Below are 20,376 nucleotides of genomic sequence, written 5' to 3' on the forward strand. Positions count from 1 at the left end.
GTATGATATATAAAGAAGGAATTTGTAACCCTATTTTTTTAAAAAAAATAGAGATTATGCTTGTGGTGTTTTATTTATCGGAATTTTTTAAGAGGTGAAAAACCAAATATAATGGTAAACAGAAATGTTTTTCCTTTTTCAATTTTAGAACGGATTTTCTGAATTGCTCTGGATACATAATTTCTAGCTACCTGCTTATTTAATGACGTTATTTGTGATATTTTTTCGTAACTAAATCCTTCATAATATCTCAGGTAAATAATTTCTTTTAGATAGGGAGGAAGATTTTTAATTTGCTGCACCATCCATTCCTTTTTTAAAGAGGATGTTTCTTCTTCAATGATACTTTTCTCTCTCGATATTTCGTAGTTTTCTTGATCAACTGAAAGTTTCCGAATAACCCCTCTACGATTATTTTTTTGTTTTTCTGATATCACATTTAACTTGATTGACCGAAACATATAAACCTCTATATTAAGAACATGATTAAGTTTTTCCGGATTTTTAAGTGTTTTCACAAAAAACTCTTGAATTACATCTTCAACAAGACTTGAATCATTACAAAAAAACATTCCATAGCGGTAGAGTTTATTATAATACTTTGTGTAAACCTCACAGAAGGCTAGTGTATTTCCTCTTTTGAAAGATTCAAAGGTTTCGGCTTTATTTTTTATCATTATTTAATGATTTTTTGTAAAAAAAATACGATTTCATATATCATTAACAACGAAAAACATTTTTTTTTATTTTCAGTTTTTTTTGAATATAAACTTCATCTTACACTAAATCAGATTAAATTTTGCAAAACCATTAAATATCAAAATGTAATACTCCCCTAAAGTCAGACCAATGTCCTGGTAAAAAACGAAAGTTTAAATTCAACTAATATTATGAAAGGAAAACGAAGAAAGTTCAGCCCTCAATTCAATACCAATGTCGAAATAGAAGCTATAAGGGAACGCTATACATTGGCAGAGCTTTCTGAAAGCTTAATCTTTGCTCCGTGATGATATCTCCATAGAAAAAGGAGTTTTTAGAAAACAGTGCCAAGTTGCGATATTAATAAATCAATTGATAATCAGGTTGACGGTGAGAAGCTTTACGCCCTGATCGGTCAGTTGAAAATGAAGAATGTTTTTTTAAAAAAAGAGCTTCAATATAACAGACCTGTCATGAAAAGAAGGTAATTAATAAAGAGCTGAATTTTTATATTTTGTTTTTAATTTTTCTCTTTTTTAAAAGCCAAATTAAAAATTTGGCGGACTTTCTAAATATACATAAACCTCTCGAAAATCCTTTACCAGCTATGTTTTAGGACACCTTGTTAGGGTTAGTTTTTTATAAATTCAATAACAGGTTCATCAATTATAATATCTGATTTCAAAATAGGTCTTGTTAGTGTAATATTAGAAAGAGTTTTGCACCTACTTAAAGCTACATAAGTTTGCCCGTGAGCAAAACTTCCTGTACCAAGGTCAATTTTTACTTTGTTAAACGTTTTTCCCTGACTTTTGTGTATTGTAATAGCCCAAGCTAATTTTATAGGAATCTGAGTAAATGTTCCAATTTCTTCACGAACAAATCGACCTCGTTTAAATCTATACTTTGATATTTCCCAAGTAAAGGGTAAAACCTCAGTTATGTTTCCATTTTCCAGTTCTACTTCAACAAATTGATAATTTTCATTAGTTTCTTCATCTATTGTAGAAGCAATATTTGTTACATTACCTATTGTTCCGTTCATCCATCTTTTTTTCGGGTCGTTATTTAGAAACATTACTTGAGCTCCAATCTTTAATTTCACTTCAAAGTCATTAGGTTTAAGGTTTTCAATATTGCCAGTATGATGAGCAAAAAAACTAATTTCAGATGTGTTAAGAGTTTGCAGTTTTTGAAAATTTATACTATTTGCTATTGCGTTTGTTGGTACTAGACTGATTTGAAAATTACTATTTTCATCTTCAATAGAAGTTTTAACTTGTTGATTTAAAAGACTCAAATGAGAATCATTGGTTTTGTTTTCTCTAACAGCATTGAGAATATCTATAAATAAAAGGTCTTTTTGACGATAAATGGTTTTGAGTTCTAATGTTTTTTGGATAAATGGTGAAGTGAATAAATCCTTTTGAATAAATGAATGAGCAGAGAAAAAATAAGGAGTCTTGTATTTTTGTAAGAATTTTTCACGTTCATTATTTAATATTACAGGAGGAAGTTGAAATAAATCTCCAAAGAATATCATACGAATACCTCCAAATGGTTCTGATGTATTTCTGATTCTTTGCAGAAAAATATCAACCGCATCTAAAATATCTGCCCTAACCATAGATATTTCATCAATTATTATAGTATGAATAGCTGCATATTGACTAATCATATTATTATTTATACGAACGTGCATAGCCTCATCAAACTCATAACCTGGTTTTAATTTAAAAAAAGAATGTATCGTTTCTCCATTTACATTAATTGCTGCAATTCCTGTTGGAGCTAATACAATAATACTAGAGTCATTCTTTTGTATATATTTTAATAGTGTAGATTTTCCTGTTCCTGCTTTACCTGTGATGAATAGGTTTTCATTTGTGTTATTAACACATTCAATTATATTTATTGCTTCTTTTGAAAACTCTAATGTATCCTGCATTTTTTATTTTATAGAGAGTTTGTTTTTGTGTCGATTGAAATTAAATCTAACAATGTCATATAATCACTAAGGTAGCTTATATATCCAAATATTAAGAAATATAGTGACCTAAATGACTCTATTCTTGAGAATATAAAAAAATCCCCAACAAAAAAGCCAGACAATGTTGTCTGGCTTTTAATACTTTATGCCTCAGGGAGGATTATCTTTGATGATCCTCGATAAACTCACTACTGCAAATACAAAACCATGAGCTATCGCTCTGGTTCCTTATTTTATTTCAAAACCTCAAAGCCTTAAGTTTTGGGTTTTTTCATAAAACAAAGAACCACGCCAATGGCGTGGTTTTCTTTTTGATGTGACCCAGGGAGGATTCGAACCCCCAACCCTCAGAGCCGAAATCTGATATTCTATCCAGTTGAACTACTGGGCCATTTTATAAAAAGATAATTCCTAATTCGGATCTCTTATACTAATTTTTGTTTAACGATAGTAGAGATTGTTTTTCCATCTGCTTTTCCGGCAAGCTTAGCACTTGCGGCTCCCATTACTTTCCCCATATCTTTCATTCCTGCTGCTCCCGTAGCAGCAATTACTTCTACTACGACTTTTTCGATTTCTTCTTCACTCAATTGTTCTGGCAAGAATTGCTCTATAACTTTTGCCTGCGCTAATTCTGGTTCGGCAAGATCTTCTCTTCCCTGCTCTGTAAAAATAGCTGCACTATCTTTTCGTTGCTTTACTAATTTCTGCAATAATTTTAATTCCTGATCTTCTGATAACTCCTCTTTTGCTCCACTTTCTGTCTGCGCTAGCAAAATAGCAGATTTTATAGCACGCAACGATGTTAACGCATTACTATCTTTTGCTTTCATAGCTTCCTTCATTGCGGTCATCACTTCCTGCTGTAAACTCATTAATTCTAAGATTTAAAATTACTGTATTATTTAGGATTGCGAAGATAAAAAATAAACCGATAATCTCTATACGGATTATCGGTTTTTATCTACAATCTATTATTTTATTTAATCTACATTGTCGTGAAGAAAAGAATTGTTTCTTCTTAACTGAATATCGTCATTGCTATCCGTTCCTAAAGAGGTTCTGGATAATTCAGAAGCATCCGGTTTAGAATTTACATCAATCCCTGCTCTTTTATATGCTGGTTCTTTCTCTATATCATCAATGTTTGCTACATTATTTCTGAACTTATAGTTAAACTCCTTCATCTTTGCTCTTCGTTCTGCTGCTCTTGCTTTTAATGTTTCGGAGATAGGCTGATTTACCGGATCTACTTCTCCTTGCTCTTCCGGTTCTGCAGGGGGTACTGTTTTCTTTTCGAAAATAAGCTCCTCTTCTACAGTTTCTTCTTCTTTTACGGGCTTAGCATCAGTAAGTCGTTTCTCTTCTTCCATATAATCCTCCAGACTATACTTCAATACTTCTCCATCTTTATTTTCACTTACCGGAATTACTTCAATAGGCTCATTTACTTCCATATCCATAATATCATCCGTAAGATCAAAAACAATTGGTTTTTCTTCCTCCACTTCTTTTTCTGCCACAAAAGATTCTTCCGAAATTATCTGTTTCGCGTTTACCTCTTCTTGTGGTGGAGCGGCGTTCGTAGAACTTGGCATATCAAAAGCTAATGTAAACTGATCTGCTCCTTCATTCGTTCCTGCTCCTACTTCATCTGCATCATTTACTTCGATCTGATTCAGAATATCCTGTGCATTAATAATCACAAAATCTTCTTCTGCTTCTGAAAAAGCACTTACTTCTTCACTCTCTACATTGATATTTTTTATAAAATCTGTTGTTGGTATCAACAAGGATTTTTCCTCCTCTTCATCAATCAACTGGTGTTTTATAACCGGTGGGTCTTGCACTGGTTTTTCTTCTACAGGAGTAGTTACTGGAATTGCAGTTGTCGTACTAGTCGATTTTGGTGTAAGATCCTGAGGTGTTGCCTTTTGTTCGTCCTCCAATGTATGAATGATCTTCTTTGTTTCTGTATTGACAATTTCATCCTGCTGTTCTATATCAAATCCAGTGGCTATAATTGTTACAGAAATAGCATCTTCTAAGGACTCATCTTCTCCAACTCCCATAATGATATTTGCTCCATGTCCTGCTTCTTGCTGGATATGATCATTAATCTCTCCTATCTCATCAATAGTAATTTCTTCTTTCCCGGATACGATTAACAGCAATACGTTTTTTGCTCCTGTAATTTTATTGTCATTCAGTAATGGAGAATCTAATGCTTTTACAATAGCATCATTAGCTCGGTTAGCACCAGAGGCATTAGCAGACCCCATTATTGCTGTACCGCTATTGCTAAGCACTGTTTTTGCATCACGCAAGTCAATATTTTGCGTATAATGATGTGTTATTACTTCTGCAATTCCTCTAGAAGCAGTTGATAACACTTCATCCGCTTTAGAGAATCCTCCTTTAAATCCGAGGTTTCCATACACCTCTCTTAGCTTGTTATTATTTATAACAATTAAGGAATCTACATGTGCTCTTAATTTTTCTACTCCTAACTGAGCTTGCTGGTTACGCATACGACCTTCGAACTGAAAAGGTATGGTTACAATCCCTACCGTTAGAATATCTAATTCTTTTGCCATTTTAGCAATAACCGGAGCAGCTCCTGTTCCTGTTCCTCCTCCCATTCCTGCTGTGATAAATACCATTTTTGTATTGGTATCCAACATTCTCTTAATCTCTTCAAAACTCTCTACTGCTGCCTGCTCTCCTACTTCGGGATTTGCTCCCGCTCCTAACCCTTCTGTCAAAGATACTCCCAATTGTATCTTATTAGGGATAGGGCTATTTTCTAATGCTTGCGCATCTGTATTACATATTACAAAATCAACCCCTTTGATGCCTTGCTGAAACATATGATTGATGGCATTACTACCACCTCCTCCTACTCCAATCACTTTTATCACATTCGACTGATTTTTAGGTAAATCAAATGAAATATTCCCGAACTCCTCATTACTACTCATAATAAATTTGCTAATTTTCTAGTTCTCTCTTTTTCTTAAATATCGTTATAATTATTCGGCATTATCCAAAAAATCTTTGAATTTTTCCGTCCATTTCTCTAATATATTCTTCCGAGGCTTCACTTCCTCTTCCTTATAATTCTCTTCTTTTTCTACAGCATACTCTTCAGTATTATCTGGTGTCATTTCTTCAGTTTTCTGCTGTACCTCTACTTCTACTTTTTGAGTCTTTTTATTTCTTTCTATATGTGCCAATCCATCCATCACAAGCCCAACAGCTGTTGCATACATAGGACTAGTAGTTTCTGAATCGCTATTCCCTGCCAGATGCTCATTAGGATACCCAATTCTCGTATCCATTCCGGTTATGTACTCTACTAATTGCTTTAGATGTCTTAACTGAGATCCTCCCCCTGTTAGTACTATTCCGGCAATTAATTTTTTCTTAGGAGATTCATATCCGTAATTTTTAATTTCTAAAAACACCTGTTCCACAATCTCTACCACTCTGGCATGTATGATTTTGGAAAGGTTTTTTAATGTAATCTCCTTAGGTTCTCTACCTCGTAATCCCGGTATAGAAACAATCTCATTGTCTTTATTCTCTCCCGGCCAGGCAGATCCAAACTTAATCTTTAGTAATTCTGCTTGTTTTTCTATGATAGAACACCCTTCTTTTATATCCTCTGTTATTACATTTCCTCCAAAAGGAATTACAGCGGTATGACGAATGATTCCATCTTTAAAAATGGCTAAATCAGTAGTTCCTCCTCCTATATCAATCAAAGCTACTCCTGCTTCTTTTTCTTCCTGACTGAGTACTGCATCCGCAGATGCTAATGGTTCTAAGGTTACATCTGATAATTCTAACCCGGAATTCTTAACACATCTTCCTATATTGCGAATGGAGGTTACCTGTCCGACAACCACATGAAAGTTCGCTTCTAACCTTCCTCCAAACATCCCTACGGGTTCCTTTATCTCTGCCTGACCATCTACTTTGTACTCCTGTGGTAATACATGTAATATTTCTTCACCTGGTAACATCACCAGTTTATGTACCTGATTACACAGCATATCGATATCCCTTTCATCAATCACTTCATCAGCTGTTGTTCTGGTAATATAATCACTGTGTTGCAAGCTTCTAATATGTTGTCCTGCAATCCCTACAGTTACTTTTTCTATTTTATGCCCCGAAATCCCTTCTGCTTCCTGCACCGCTTGCTGAATAGACTGGATTGTTTGTGTAATATTATTTACCACTCCTCTATGTACTCCCAGGCTTTTTGATTTTCCAACTCCCAAAACCTCCATTTTGCCATATTCATTATACCGCCCGACCATAGCAACAATTTTTGTTGTTCCTATATCTAATCCTACCGCTATTTCGTTTGATTCTCTATCCATATTGGTATTATTTTTTTGTACACACTACCTGATTCCTAAACTGCAAGCTAATTGTCCTATATTCTTTAAGGTTTTTATCTTTAATCGCTTTCTTATAAAAAGCTTTAAAATTACTGACCTTACTTTTTAAATTCTCAGCCTTACCAAAATTCACTTTAAACGCATACACACGAAATCCAAGCTCATAATTTCCCTGTCTGTTTCTATACACACTTACCACATGCCTTTTCAGAAATTCATCTTCTCTGATTTCTTTTAAAAGCGGAAATATTTCTGAAACTTCTCTTTCAGAAACATTATACACTAATGGCACATGTGCCGAATAATTATTCGACAAGGGCATTATTTCACCTTTCGTGTCAACATAAAAAGGCGTAACCGCATCTACCCTAGCAATAGGGGTGCGTTGCCTTATACTTACTTTAAGTTTCCCATCTACAGACAGATACACGTCTGAATTTTGAATCATTTCGTGTTGATCCAATTGTTTTTCTACCTTATTCAAAGCTAAAATTTCTTTCCCTACGCTCGTAGCCCGATTCTGATTTTGTATTAACAATTTATTAACCATGGTTTCATTTACATACGGACTCTGTTCTTCGATAAATTCTACCTTAATTTCTTCAATTTTTCTTTCGTGATTTCTAGCTGTTGTAAAAGCATACAACAACACTATTAACAAAAAAAGAACCCCAAATTTTATGTAACCCAATAGCTTTTTCATGCTAATAACGCTTCTCTAATCTTCACCACTTCTTCTCCTATATCACCAGCTCCTACAGTAAGAATAACTTCTGCATCACTTGATAAAATATCAGCGACTAAATTTTCCTTTACCACCATTTTTTTATCTTCCATATCAATCATTTCCAGAAGCCACTGACTTGTTATTCCTGCAATCGGCAATTCTCTGGCAGGATATATATCTAACATAAACACTGTATCAAACTTACTGAGACTCGCCGCAAATTCTACTCCAAAATCTTGCGTCCTGCTAAACAGGTGTGGCTGAAACACTACCAACACTTTTTTATCAGGATGCATTTGTCTCACTGCTTGATGTAAAGCTGTTATTTCTGTCGGGTGATGCGCATAGTCATCTATATATATTTTTTCTTTTGTCTTTACCTGATAACTAAACCTTCTTTTCACTCCCTTGAAAGAAGATAAAGCCTTTGCCAGCAATTTGGTTGGGGAGCCATAAAGCATTGCCATGGCAAAGGCTGTAATAGCATTCAACAGGTTATGTTCACCAGGCAAATCAAATCTTAAATCTGCAATTATTTCTTCTGGTGTCTTTAAGTCAAAAACATATGACCCATTTTCTATTTTTATGTTTTTTATACAATAATCTGCATCATCTTCAATACCAAGAGTCATGCCGCCTAATACTAGTCCATTTTTGACCAACAAATGGTCTTTTGCCCGTGATGAAAACTCCACAAATGAGGCATCCAGAGCATCTGACTGCCCATAAATATCCAGATGATCAGCATCCATTGAAGTAACTGCTGCTATATCCGGATACAATTGCAGAAATGATCTATCAAATTCATCTGCTTCCACCACAACAACCTCATCTCCTTCGAGAATCAAATTAGAGTTATAGTTTTCACTAATCCCTCCTAAAAAGGCAGTCACCTTCGCTCCACTTTCTTTTAACAAATGTCCTAAAATAGCTGTAGTGGTTGTCTTCCCATGTGTTCCCGCAACCGCCAAGGTATATTTCCCTTTGGTAATAATCCCTAGCACTTCTGCTCTCTTTTTTATCAGAAAACCTTGACTCTCAAAATAAGTAAGCTCTGAATGATCTGATGGAATTGCAGGAGTATACACTACCAATGTCTCTTCCTTATCCAAAAAACCTTCTGCAATATGCGCTACATCATCATCAAAATGAATTTCAATTCCCAATGCTTTTAGATCTTCTGTAATCTGACTTGGTGTTTTATCATACCCTGCTACATTTTTTCCTGAGAAATTAAAATAACGAGCCAAAGCACTCATTCCAATACCTCCTATCCCAACAAAATACACATTCTTTATATCTTCAATATGCTGATCCATCTATCTCTTTTCTATTTGTCAGATTGCATTAATTTTTCCACTTCGTCTACGATATCTGATGTAGCATTAGGCAATGCTAATTTTTTAATTGCATGTGTTAATTTAATTTTCATTGCTTCCAATTCTAACAATTGCATAATTCGCTTTTGAAAAAATTCTTCCAGTTCACTTTCTTTTAAAACCTTTGCTCCTTCTTTATCAGCTATAGCTTGTGCATTTTTGGTCTGATGATCCTCTGCTACATTAGGAGAAGGAATAAACAAAACTGGTTTCCCTACAATACAAAGCTCAGACACCGAACCTGCTCCTGATCTGGATATAATAGCATCTGCTGCAGCATATGCCAGATCCATTGTATCTAAAAATTCATGTACCTGAATCCCTTTTCTTTTGGAATATACCTTATACTCCTCATAATACAGTTTTCCACATTGCCATAGCAGCTGCACTCCTTTCTCTTCAAAAAAATCGAGATTAGCAGCAATCAGCTCATTAATTCTTCTAGCTCCTAAACTCCCCCCAAGGATCAACACTGTTTTCTTTTCATCATCCAATCCATACTTAGTAATGGCGGTTTCCTTTTTTGCATCAATCTTCAACAAATCCTGACGCACAGGATTTCCTGTTTTTATTATTTTTTCTTCAGGAAAGTATGCCCCTAGCCCATCATAAGCGACACATATTTTATCTACTGTTTTTGACAACCACTTATTAGTAATCCCAGGAATCGAATTTTGTTCCTGGACTACGGTTTTAATTCCCGCACTACTCGCCATCTTCACAATAGGACCACTAGCAAACCCCCCAGTACCAATCACCACATCTGGATTAAAACTTTTGAGTATTTTTTTTGATCTCCACAAACTACTTAGCAGCTTAAAGGGAAATAACAAATTACTAATCGTTAGTTTTCGCTGAATTCCACTAATCCATAAACCTTCAATTTCATACCCTGCTTCCGGAACCTTGGTCATCTCCATTCTATCTTTAGCACCTACAAATAAGATCTTTGCTTCTGGATATCTTTTTTTAAATTCATTCGCGATAGCGATAGCAGGAAAAATATGTCCTCCTGTCCCCCCACCGGATAATATGATTCGTGGTTGTTCATTCATACTGCTTCTCTCAGAACCTCTACCGGGTCTTCTTCTTTATTTTTTATTTCTTTTTCAATTACGGCTTCTCTTTTTCTACTCACACTCAACACAATCCCTATAGCCAGGCAAGTCATCCATATAGATGTTCCTCCACTACTAACCAAAGGCAATGTCTGTCCGGTAACCGGAAACAACTCTACAGCTACCGCCATATTAATAATTGCCTGAAAAACTATCGGAAGCCCCACTCCTATCACTAGCAATGTACCAAATACTTCTTCGCACTTATGAGCCACAATTACCAATCTCATCAATAACAAGATATACAATGACATCAAAAACACTCCTCCTAACAGCCCCCACTCTTCGATGATGATTGCATAAATAAAATCCGAAGATGATTGTGGCAAAAAATTTCTTTGCACACTCTTCCCTGGTCCTTTTCCTATAACTCCTCCTCTGGCGATGGCTATTTTCGCTCTTTCTATCTGATAATCTTCTTGCGTATCTTTATTATCTGCAAAATTCTCCACCCTGCTTATCCAGGTATCTACCCTATTCGGAAACATCCCCGGAAATGCTTTTGCGGTCAACACAAAAAAGGCGAGTGCTACAACTCCTGTTCCTATGATTATCATCAAATATCGGATAGGATACCCCCCTAAAAACACCAACATAACGACCATTGAAAAGATAATAGCCGTTGTAGAAAAATTTGCTGGAAGAATCAACATCAAAACAACAAATACCGGTAACCAAAGTGGCAATAAAGTCTCTTTAAACGTGATCTTTTTCCCTTTTATTTTTGACAAATATCTGGCTACATAGGCTAACAGCACTACAGCCGCCAATGTGGATGTCTGAAAAGTGACCCCCACAAACGGAATTTTAATCCATCTACTCGCATTCGCACCTCCTATAGTTGTATTTTGCGCCATCGTCAACAATAACAACACAATAACTACAGGTATCATAATAATAGATAACCCTTTAAAATAATGATACGGCACTTTATGGACTGCATAAATAATCCCAAATCCCAGCATCAAATGTGCGAAATGCTTCACTAGGTAGGTAAACGTATCTCCGTTCCCATATAAATATGCCAAATTACTACTAGCACTATATACCGGCAAGAAAGAGAATAGTGCCAATAGCGCCGCTACTGCCCATATTGCTCTATCACCTTTTATATTTGCCATTATTTTTGTCATATTCCCCTTTCTTTAGTATTCTTAAAGCTCCCTTACCGCTTCTTTAAATTGCCTTCCTCTGTCTTCGTAGTTTTTGAACAAATCAAAACTTGCACACGCCGGGGATAACAAAACATTATCATTTCGCTCTGCAATTGAGTAAGCAGCCTTTACTGCTTCTTTCATTGATTTAGCTTCTACTATATTATCCACGCAATTTCCAAAAGCATTGATGATTTTTTCATTATCTATCCCAAGACAAATAATCGCTTTAACTTTCTCGTTGATCAACGGATACAAAAGACTGTAATCATTTCCTTTATCAACACCTCCTACAATCCAAACCGTAGATGATTTCATTGCATCTAATGCATAATATGCCGCATTGACATTTGTAGCTTTCGAATCATTAATATACTGCACGTTATTAATCTTCAACACATTTTCCAATCGGTGTTCCACTCCATGAAAATTTTCCAAACACTCTCGTATCGTACTCTTTCTTATTTTTAACAATTGCGACACAGTAGCTGCTGCCATTGCATTTTTTACATTATGATTTCCTTTTAACGCTAAATCTGATGTTGACATAATAAATTCGTTGTTATCTATTTTTACTACTATATTTTTCTCCTCCAAATACGCCCCCTGATCAAACTTTTTCGTCAATGAAAAAGGCAATAACTGAGGTTTTATCTCATGCGTATTCAGATATTTTTTTATCTCTAGATCATCTGCATCATAGATGAAATAATCTTGTTCTGTTTGATTTTTTATTATTCTAAATTTTGAAGCCACATACTTCTCCAACTTATACTCATATCGATCTAAATGATCTGGAGTAATATTTGTCAAAACAGCAATGTGTGGTGCAAACTTCTCTATACCATCTAACTGAAAACTACTTAGCTCCAGTACATAATTCGCCACTTCTGTAGTTGCCACTTGCTTCGCAAAACTATATCCTATATTCCCTGCCACTCCTACATCAAGCCCTCCGGTTTTCAATATGTGATGTGTCATCATTGTAGTAGTGGTCTTACCATTACTTCCAGTAATTCCAACAATGGTTGCAGCTGTATAATTATCCGCAAACTCAATTTCTGAAACAACAGGCACTCCTCTTTCTTTTAACCGAACAACCAGCGGCACCGTATCAGGTATCCCCGGACTTTTCATCACCACTGTTGCAGTCAGAATTTTAGCTTCTGTATGCTGTTCCTCTTCCCAAGCCACTCCTAACTCATCCAATGTCTTTTTATAGGTCTCTTTTATTTTCCCTTTATCAGACACAAAAACTGTATACCCTTCCTTCTTTCCCAAGATGACAGTTCCGACACCACTCTCTCCTGCTCCCAGTACTACCAGTCGTTTTTCTATATGTCTTTTTTCTTCTCTCATATTTTTTCAGGCATAGAAATTCTTATTTTTTACCTGACTTTTAATGTGATCACGGTAATGATCGCCAAAATAATCCCAACAATCCAGAATCTGGCTACAATCTTACTCTCGTGAATTCCTTTTTTCTGATAATGATGATGCAAAGGAGACATTAGAAAAACCCTTCTCCCTTCACCATATTTCTTTTTTGTATACTTAAACCAACTTACCTGAATCATTACAGAAAGGGTTTCTATAAAAAAGATTCCGCATAAAATCGGTATTAAAAATTCTTTTCTTGTCGCAATTGCCAACACGGCGATAATCCCGCCTATCGTCAAGCTTCCTGTATCTCCCATAAACACTTGTGCCGGATACGTATTATACCACAAAAACCCAACAAGTGCTCCAGCAAAAGCTGTAACAAAAATGGTCATCTCTCCTGAGTTAGGGATATACATCACATTGAGATAATCTGAAAAAATTATATTTCCAGACACCCATGCAAACAACGCAAGTGTCAACACGATAATCGCTGAAGACCCTGCCGCCAATCCATCAATTCCATCTGTCAGATTTGCTCCATTAGAAACCGCCGTGATAATGAAAATCACAAAAGGAATAAAAATAAGCCACGCATATTTAGCTAGCGAAGGACTTATCCAGGTGATCAAACTAGCGTAATCAAATTCATTATTTTTAAAAAAAGGAATGGTTGTTTTTGTCGATTTGATCGCTGGATTAAAATCGCTTTCTGCCGTTGTTCCTGATACCGATTCTACTGTCTCTACAGAAGACACAATCTCCTCTTTTATGGTTATATCTTCATGAAAATACATAGTACATCCTACAATCACTCCAAGACCAACTTGACCAATTACCTTGAACCAACCTTTTAATCCGTCTTTATTTTTTTTGAGTATTTTCAGGTAATCATCTATAAAACCTATAGCCCCCATCCACAACGTAGTCACTATTAACAAAATAATGTAAACATTATCTATCTTAGCAAAAAGCAGTACAGGCACAAGGGTAGCCAGAATTATAATCACCCCTCCCATAGTCGGTGTTCCTGCCTTTTCCACCTGTCCTTCCAATCCCAAATCACGAATACTTTCTCCCATTTGTTTTTTCTGAAGAAATCTAATAATTCGTTTCCCATAAATCGTTGAGATCATCAAGGAGAGAATTATTGCCAATGCTCCTCTAAAAGTGATAAACTGAAAAAGACTCGCTCCAGGAAACTGATATTCACTCTCTAAATATTCAAACAAATAATATAACATAGCTCTCTTCTTCTAAATACTGTTTTTTAACACGTCAATACAAATCATTTATTTCCCCATTCGCTTTAATTCATCTTTTACGATCTCAAAATCATTAAAGTCATTACGGACCCCATCTATCTCCTGATATGTTTCGTGTCCTTTTCCCGCAATCAGAATAATATCATTCGCCATCGCCAATTGACAAGCGGTTTTTATAGCTTGCGCCCGATCTGTAATTGACAATGTTTTTCTATAGTGTTGAGGCTCGACCCCTTTCTCTATATCTGCAATAATATCTTCTGGTTTTTCTGTTCTGGGATTATCACTGGTAAAAATCACTTTATTACTCAATGAGGAAGCAATATTCCCCATCACTGGTCTTTTAGTTTTATCTCTATCACCTCCACACCCCACAACTGTAATCAAAGTCTCGTTATTTGTTCGTATTTCATTAATAGTATCCAATACATTTTTCAATGCATCTGGTGTATGTGCATAGTCTACAATCGCAGTAATTTTATCATTAGATATCATATACTGAAATCTACCACTCACACTTTCTAACTCACTCAACAAACGCAAAATTTCTAAGGTCTCCAGCCCCAACAATTCTGCTGTTCCATATATCGCCAACAAATTATATGCATTAAAATCACCTATCAACTTTGCCCAAAGTTCATTATCATTAAATTTTAGCAACAACCCGCCGATGCTATTCTCTAAGATCTGACCCCTATAGTCAGCGTATGATTTCAACGCATACGTATATTGTTTGGCTTTTGTATTCTGAAGCATAAATGCTCCATTTTTATCATCTTTATTTGTCAATGCAAATGCTCCCGAAGGCAAACTGTCAAAAAAACTTTTTTTAACATCTCTATATTCTTTAAAAGTTTCGTGATAATCTAAATGATCATGTGACAGATTGGTAAAAACCCCTCCTTCAAACACTAATCCTTCTATTCTTTTTTGATGGATCCCATGAGAGCTTACTTCCATAAAACAAAACTCTACCCCTACCTCATTCATCTCTTTTAAATACCTATTGATCATCAAAGGATCAGGCGTTGTATGAGTTGCTTTATACTCCTGAGCATCTACCATGATTTTCACTGTAGATAACAACCCTACCTTATATCCAGCTTTTTTAAACAGCTGAAATAATAACGTAGCAATTGTGGTTTTGCCATTTGTCCCTGTAACCCCAATCAACTTTAGGTTCTCCGATGGCACTCCATAAAAATTAGAAGCCATAATTGCCAATGCTTCTGCTGCATTTTCTACCTCTACATATGTTACTCCTTCTTTTATGTTTTGTGGTATATCCTCGCAAACAATCGCAATTGCTCCTTTTTCTATCGCTTTCGCTATAAAATCATGTCCATCCGATACCGTCCCTCTAACTGCCACAAAGGCATTCCCCTTATCTATTTTCCTGGAATCAAAATGAACAGCACTAATCTGGGTTGCCGTATCACCAACTACCTTTTCTATTGATACCTTATATAATAACTCCTTTAATTCCATTACGACAACTCTAAACTGATTCTTTGGTTTTGCTTTACTTTTTTTCCCGGTTCTATTGATTGTTTTTTCACAAACCCCTTTCCTTTTATCTCTACCCGAAGCCCCATATTCTCCAATAGTGAGATTACATCCATTGCCGGCATCCCTTTTACATTAGGCATGATCGTCTTATATTTCTGAACCTTTCCATAATATCCGTTATAGCTTCTTTCTACTTTTTTGTTACTCACAACCTCAGCAGAAATCTTATCTTCTACAGGGATATCATTATAAATTTTTTCTGCTATTCTTTTAAAAACCGGTCCAGCAACAATATTCCCATAATACCCTTTTTCTTTGTTAGGTTTATGAATCACGACTATACAAGAATACTTAGGGTCTTCTGCCGGGAAATATCCTGCAAACGAAGAAATGTATTCTCTCTCTTTATGCTTTCCATAATTCCCCCAACAAGTTCCAGTCTTCCCGGCAATCATAAAATTATCTGTCCTGATATTATCTGCTGTTCCTCGTGCCACCACATTCTTCATCATTTCCTGAACTATTTTTGCGGTTTCTTTTGAACAAATTGCGGGGTTCAACACTTCTTTATCATATTGCTCTCTAATCTTATCCCAGGACATCACTCGCTTGATAAACCGTGGTTTTACCATCTCCCCATTATTCGCTATTGCATTATAAAACGCCAAGGTTTGCAAAGGAGTTAAAGAAACTCCATATCCAAAAGCCATCCATGGCAAGGTAGTCCCATACCAATTTTTTTCTCCCGGATAAGGTATCTTAGGGGTTCCTTCTCCTTTTATAGACAGCCCTAATTTATCATTGAGCCCCATATTTATCAGGCGATCCACAAACTTTTTAGGATTATTCTTATAATGTTCAAAAACAATTTTTGCAAAAGCTGTATTTGAAGAAACTTCAAAAGCTCTTGCTGCAGATATTTTTCCATACCCTCCCCAATGAGAATCTTTTACAACTCGATCATAAAACTTTACTCTTCCATTCTCTGTATCTACCACATAACTAGAATCAATCACTTTATCTTCTAAGGCTGCCACCATCGTTACCAGTTTGAAAGACGATCCCGGCTCATGTGACTCACCTACTGCGTAATTCAACTTCTCATAATACTTCCCGGATTTGCCTCTTCCTAAATTAGAAATAGCTTTTATCTCTCCTGTCTTTGTTTCCATCACAACAGCTGTTCCGTGCTCTGCTTCAAACTTTTCCAATTGCGCCAATAAAGCATGATGTGTCACATCCTGAATATTCACATCAATAGTGGAAATCACATCATACCCATCTTCTGGCTCTACCTCATTCGCATCTCCTATTGGCTTCCATTGGTTCTTTGCTATTTTTTGTTTTTTTCTTTTTCCTTCTTTTCCTCTAAGAAAAGGACCATATGCTCCTTCCAGACCTACTCTGGTATAATACCCTTGATCATCTCTACGTTCATATCCAACTGTTCTTTCTGCAATTTTCCCTATAGGGTGCTCTCTCACTGTTCGCTGCTCAATAATCAATCCTCCTCTATTCGCTCCAAATTTCAACAACGGAAATTTTTTAAATCGCATATATCTGGAATACCCAACATTACGCGCCAGCAGCAGATATCTGTTTTTATTCGATTTCGCTGTGCGCAACAGCTTATCATAATACGAAACCGACCTACCCATCTCTTTAGCCAATGCCTCACATAGTGGTTTTATATATTTCCTGAAATCTTTTTCTTTTACCGCCAAGGCATCAAATCGGATATCGTATTTTGGTACTGAAGTAGCCAGCAAATTACCATTGGAATCGTATAAGTTTCCACGATTTGCAGGGATATCAAAAGTTTTAAAAACCCGTTGTTGTGCTTTATTTCTATATTCATCTCCTTCTACAAACTGAATATTCACCAATTTTACAACAACAGCAATAGCAAAGATGAGCATACATCCTGCTACAAAATACAATCGATTCAATATGTTCTTATCTGCTACTGCCAAAATACTTACTTGGTTACTATAATTTTTTTAGGAGGTGTAGAAGGTTGTTTTAACCCCTTTTTCTTCATTCTTTCGATTACAGAAGACTCCATTTTTAATCGCATCAATTCTGTTCTTCCATCTACAAACTGCGTCCTAAGCTCTTTTACTTCATTATTTAATTTTGCAATCTCATGCACTTTACTCTCCGCATTATGAGAACTTGCAATCATTATGATTGCCAAAAAGGACAAAAACAACAACATTCTCCAGTTTTTCATAGCATCATCCGCTATCAAGAACTTTCCTTTTAATATGTCATAAATTGTCTGCTTCATTATTTTCTAAACCGTCAAAACGTATACCTATATATTATATACGCTCAGCAATTCGAAGTTTCGCACTTCTCGCTCTGTTATTTTCTTTAACCTCTTCTTCTGTTGGCACCACCAATCCTCCTACTTTTCTGAAAGGCACCGTTACATTACCATACAAGTCTTTTTCCGGTTCTCCTTCAAACATCCCATTACGGATATATCGCTTTACTAATCGATCTTCCAAAGAGTGATATGATATCAAACTTATCCTTCCTCCTTTGTCTAACAATTCTTCCGTTTGCAGCAAGAAATCTTTCAGCACTTCTATTTCCTGATTTACCTCTATACGGATTGCCTGATAAATCTGTGCTAATATCTTGTGTTCTTTATGTTTTACTAAAAAAGGTCTTAACACCTCTTTTAGCATTGCGCTTGTTTTAACAGGAGCCTCAATTCTTGCTGTTACTATTGCCCTTGCTAACTTAGGCGCATTCCTCAATTCTCCATATTGCAGCAACACTCTTCTCAAATCCATTTCGTCATAATCGTTTACTACATGAAAAGCAGACAGTGCTCCATCCTGATTCATCCTCATATCCAGTTCTGCTTCAAATCGGGTCGAAAACCCTCTTTCTGCAACATCAAACTGATGAGAAGAAACCCCAAAGTCTCCTAAAATACCATCAACCTTTCTTACACCATAAAATCTCAAAAAGCGTTTTATGTATCTAAAATTCTCATTAATCAACACAAAACGGTCATCCTCTAACGCATTGACCAATGCATCTTTATCCTGATCAAATGCAAACAATTTCCCCTTCTCCCCCAGTCGACTTAGTATTTCTTTTGAATGCCCTCCTCCTCCAAAGGTCACATCCACATACACCCCATCTGGCTTAATAGCCAGACCATCTACTGTTTCTTTTAACAATACCGAATTATGATATTCCATCTATCTCGTCTTCAAAACCCATTACTTCTTCCGCCAAATCCGCAAAATCATCTGTAGCATCTTCAATTGCTTTTTCATAAAGATCCTTATCCCACACCTCTATAATATTCACTGCTGACGAAAGAACTATTTCTTTTTTTATACTAGCAAAACCGATCAAATCTTTTGGAATCAAAAGTCGTCCTGTAGCATCTATATCTACCACCTTGACTCCAGCCGTAAATCTTCTTATAAAGTCGTTATTCTTCTTTTTAAAGCGATTTAGCTTGTTTATTTTCGCCATTAATTGATTCCACTCCTGCATTGGATATAGCTCCAAGCAAGGCTGAAAAACTGAGCGCTTCAAAACAAACCCTTCCTCTAACACACTAGCCAACTGCTTCTTAAAAGCAGCAGGCATCATCAAACGCCCTTTAGCGTCTGCCTTACATTCATATGTGCCGATTAGATTTACCACTTGATTTTCCCTGCCTTCTTTTATATTTCAAATATATTGAAAATATTACCACTTTTTACCACAATCTACCACATTGTTAATAAGTTATCGTTAAAATACTTCTTTACAAGACGAATGACTCTTTAAATTTTTGTCTATCAACCCAATACAAAAAGACAAGTTCCTTCGCTCCCGCAAAAGGATTTCACCGAACATTAAAAAAACATAAATTCGTGATACACTATCAACAAAAAGCTTTGATCTAACTATGAAAGTGCTATATTTGCTGATAATTCTTGTAAGAAATATTAATGAATTACAGATTAAAAAAAAGCGGAAAGTTTAGTTACCTAGAGACAGGAGAAGGAACACCAATTGTTATTTTACACGGTTTAATGGGTGGTCTTAGCAATTTTGATGGTGTTAGTTCTTACTTTCCTAATCACGGATACAAAGTTCTTATACCAGAACTCCCTATATACACATTACCAATCTTAAAAACCAAAGTGGGCACTTTTGCTAAATACCTAAAAGATTTCATAGATCATCTGGGATACAAAGAAGTAGTCCTGCTAGGGAACTCTCTTGGAGGACACATTGCCTTGTTATGTACAAAAATGTTCCCTGAAAATGTAAAAGGCTTAGTCATAACCGGTAGTTCTGGATTATATGAAAGTGCCATGGGGGAAAGCTACCCTAAAAGAGGTGACTATGAATATATTAAAAAGAAAGCCGAGAATGTGTTTTATGATCCAGCCATTGCTACAAAAGAGATCGTAGATGAGGTTTATGCAACTGTAAATGACAGAAACAAATTAATCAGAACACTATCCATCGCCAAAAGTGCAATCAGACATAACATGGCAAAAGATCTGCCTAATATGCACACCCCAACATGTATCATATGGGGAAAAGATGATACTGTTACTCCACCAGAAGTAGCAAATGATTTCAACAAACTATTACCTGATTCTGACCTTTACTGGATAGACAAATGCGGTCATGCTGCAATGATGGAACATCCAGAAGAATTCAACCAATTACTTCATTCCTGGTTTAAAGAACGAGGTATTTAATAAGAAAACT

The 20,376-nt window shown here is 35.8% G+C and carries 17 protein-coding genes and 1 tRNA gene; 1 reads left to right on the plus strand and 17 read right to left on the minus strand.

Annotated elements, in window-relative coordinates; translation table 11 throughout:
* Positions 1–74: 74 nt before the first annotated feature.
* From ACFSTE_RS11505 to mraZ, 17 genes are all read right to left on the minus strand, one after another.
* Positions 75–677 carry an RNA polymerase sigma factor gene (locus ACFSTE_RS11505; RefSeq protein WP_176028910.1) on the minus strand — a complete coding sequence of 201 codons (603 nt, stop codon included), beginning with the start codon at positions 675–677 and terminating at the stop codon, positions 75–77.
* A gap of 653 nt (positions 678–1,330) precedes the next feature.
* Positions 1,331–2,647, minus strand: coding sequence for an ATP-dependent DNA helicase (locus ACFSTE_RS11510; RefSeq protein WP_378256985.1), 1,317 nt, complete (start codon positions 2,645–2,647; stop codon positions 1,331–1,333).
* A 359-nt stretch (positions 2,648–3,006) separates the two neighbouring features.
* A tRNA-Arg gene (locus tag ACFSTE_RS11515) sits at positions 3,007–3,080 on the minus strand.
* 34 nt (positions 3,081–3,114) lie between these two features.
* Entirely contained in the window at positions 3,115–3,564 is a 450-nt protein-coding gene (locus tag ACFSTE_RS11520; RefSeq protein WP_176028836.1) for a GatB/YqeY domain-containing protein, read from the minus strand.
* Positions 3,565–3,672: 108 nt separating this feature from the next.
* On the minus strand, positions 3,673–5,670 hold the full coding sequence (gene ftsZ / locus ACFSTE_RS11525; RefSeq protein ID WP_378256987.1) for a cell division protein FtsZ: 1,998 nt from the start codon (positions 5,668–5,670) through the stop codon (positions 3,673–3,675).
* Positions 5,671–5,721: 51 nt separating this feature from the next.
* Positions 5,722–7,080 (minus strand): cell division protein FtsA, encoded by a 1,359-nt coding sequence (gene ftsA / locus ACFSTE_RS11530; RefSeq protein WP_176028834.1) that lies wholly within the window; start codon positions 7,078–7,080, stop codon positions 5,722–5,724.
* Positions 7,081–7,087: 7 nt separating this feature from the next.
* Positions 7,088–7,804 (minus strand): cell division protein FtsQ/DivIB, encoded by a 717-nt coding sequence (locus tag ACFSTE_RS11535; RefSeq protein ID WP_378298154.1) that lies wholly within the window; start codon positions 7,802–7,804, stop codon positions 7,088–7,090.
* Positions 7,801–9,147 (minus strand): UDP-N-acetylmuramate--L-alanine ligase, encoded by a 1,347-nt coding sequence (gene murC / locus ACFSTE_RS11540; protein ID WP_378256991.1) that lies wholly within the window; start codon positions 9,145–9,147, stop codon positions 7,801–7,803. The genes ACFSTE_RS11535 and murC overlap by 4 nt, the downstream gene beginning before the upstream one ends.
* Before the next feature lie 11 nt (positions 9,148–9,158).
* Entirely contained in the window at positions 9,159–10,262 is a 1,104-nt protein-coding gene (gene murG, locus ACFSTE_RS11545) for an undecaprenyldiphospho-muramoylpentapeptide beta-N-acetylglucosaminyltransferase (RefSeq protein ID WP_378256993.1), read from the minus strand.
* The gene (locus tag ACFSTE_RS11550; RefSeq protein WP_176028830.1) at positions 10,259–11,458 is read right to left on the minus strand and encodes an FtsW/RodA/SpoVE family cell cycle protein; all 1,200 of its coding nucleotides are present in this window, start codon (positions 11,456–11,458) and stop codon (positions 10,259–10,261) included. The genes murG and ACFSTE_RS11550 overlap by 4 nt, the downstream gene beginning before the upstream one ends.
* Before the next feature lie 21 nt (positions 11,459–11,479).
* Positions 11,480–12,838 (minus strand): UDP-N-acetylmuramoyl-L-alanine--D-glutamate ligase, encoded by a 1,359-nt coding sequence (murD, locus tag ACFSTE_RS11555; protein WP_176028829.1) that lies wholly within the window; start codon positions 12,836–12,838, stop codon positions 11,480–11,482.
* Between the two features lie 29 nt (positions 12,839–12,867).
* Complete coding sequence (gene mraY / locus ACFSTE_RS11560; RefSeq protein WP_176028828.1) at positions 12,868–14,103, minus strand: phospho-N-acetylmuramoyl-pentapeptide-transferase; 1,236 nt, start codon at positions 14,101–14,103, stop codon at positions 12,868–12,870.
* Positions 14,104–14,151: 48 nt separating this feature from the next.
* Positions 14,152–15,612, minus strand: a complete 1,461-nt coding sequence (locus ACFSTE_RS11565) for a UDP-N-acetylmuramoyl-L-alanyl-D-glutamate--2,6-diaminopimelate ligase (RefSeq protein ID WP_378256996.1) — start codon at positions 15,610–15,612, stop codon at positions 14,152–14,154.
* Entirely contained in the window at positions 15,612–17,606 is a 1,995-nt protein-coding gene (locus ACFSTE_RS11570) for a penicillin-binding protein (protein ID WP_378256998.1), read from the minus strand. Before ACFSTE_RS11570 ends, ACFSTE_RS11565 begins: the two co-directional genes overlap by 1 nt.
* Positions 17,607–17,611: 5 nt before the next feature.
* Positions 17,612–17,923 carry an FtsL-like putative cell division protein gene (locus tag ACFSTE_RS11575; protein ID WP_176028825.1) on the minus strand — a complete coding sequence of 104 codons (312 nt, stop codon included), beginning with the start codon at positions 17,921–17,923 and terminating at the stop codon, positions 17,612–17,614.
* Between the two features lie 34 nt (positions 17,924–17,957).
* Positions 17,958–18,854, minus strand: a complete 897-nt coding sequence (gene rsmH, locus ACFSTE_RS11580; RefSeq protein WP_378257000.1) for a 16S rRNA (cytosine(1402)-N(4))-methyltransferase RsmH — start codon at positions 18,852–18,854, stop codon at positions 17,958–17,960.
* A complete protein-coding gene (gene mraZ, locus ACFSTE_RS11585; protein ID WP_176028823.1) occupies positions 18,841–19,311 on the minus strand; it encodes a division/cell wall cluster transcriptional repressor MraZ in 471 nt (156 codons plus the stop codon). The genes rsmH and mraZ overlap by 14 nt, the downstream gene beginning before the upstream one ends.
* Before the next feature lie 290 nt (positions 19,312–19,601).
* On the opposite strand from mraZ, the gene ACFSTE_RS11590 reads away from it, so the two are divergent.
* Positions 19,602–20,366 (plus strand): alpha/beta fold hydrolase, encoded by a 765-nt coding sequence (locus ACFSTE_RS11590; RefSeq protein WP_176028822.1) that lies wholly within the window; start codon positions 19,602–19,604, stop codon positions 20,364–20,366.
* The last annotated feature ends 10 nt before the right edge of the window (positions 20,367–20,376 follow it).

Origin of the sequence: Aquimarina hainanensis (genome assembly GCF_042684685.1) — a bacterium.
GTDB lineage: Bacteria > Bacteroidota > Bacteroidia > Flavobacteriales > Flavobacteriaceae > Aquimarina > Aquimarina hainanensis.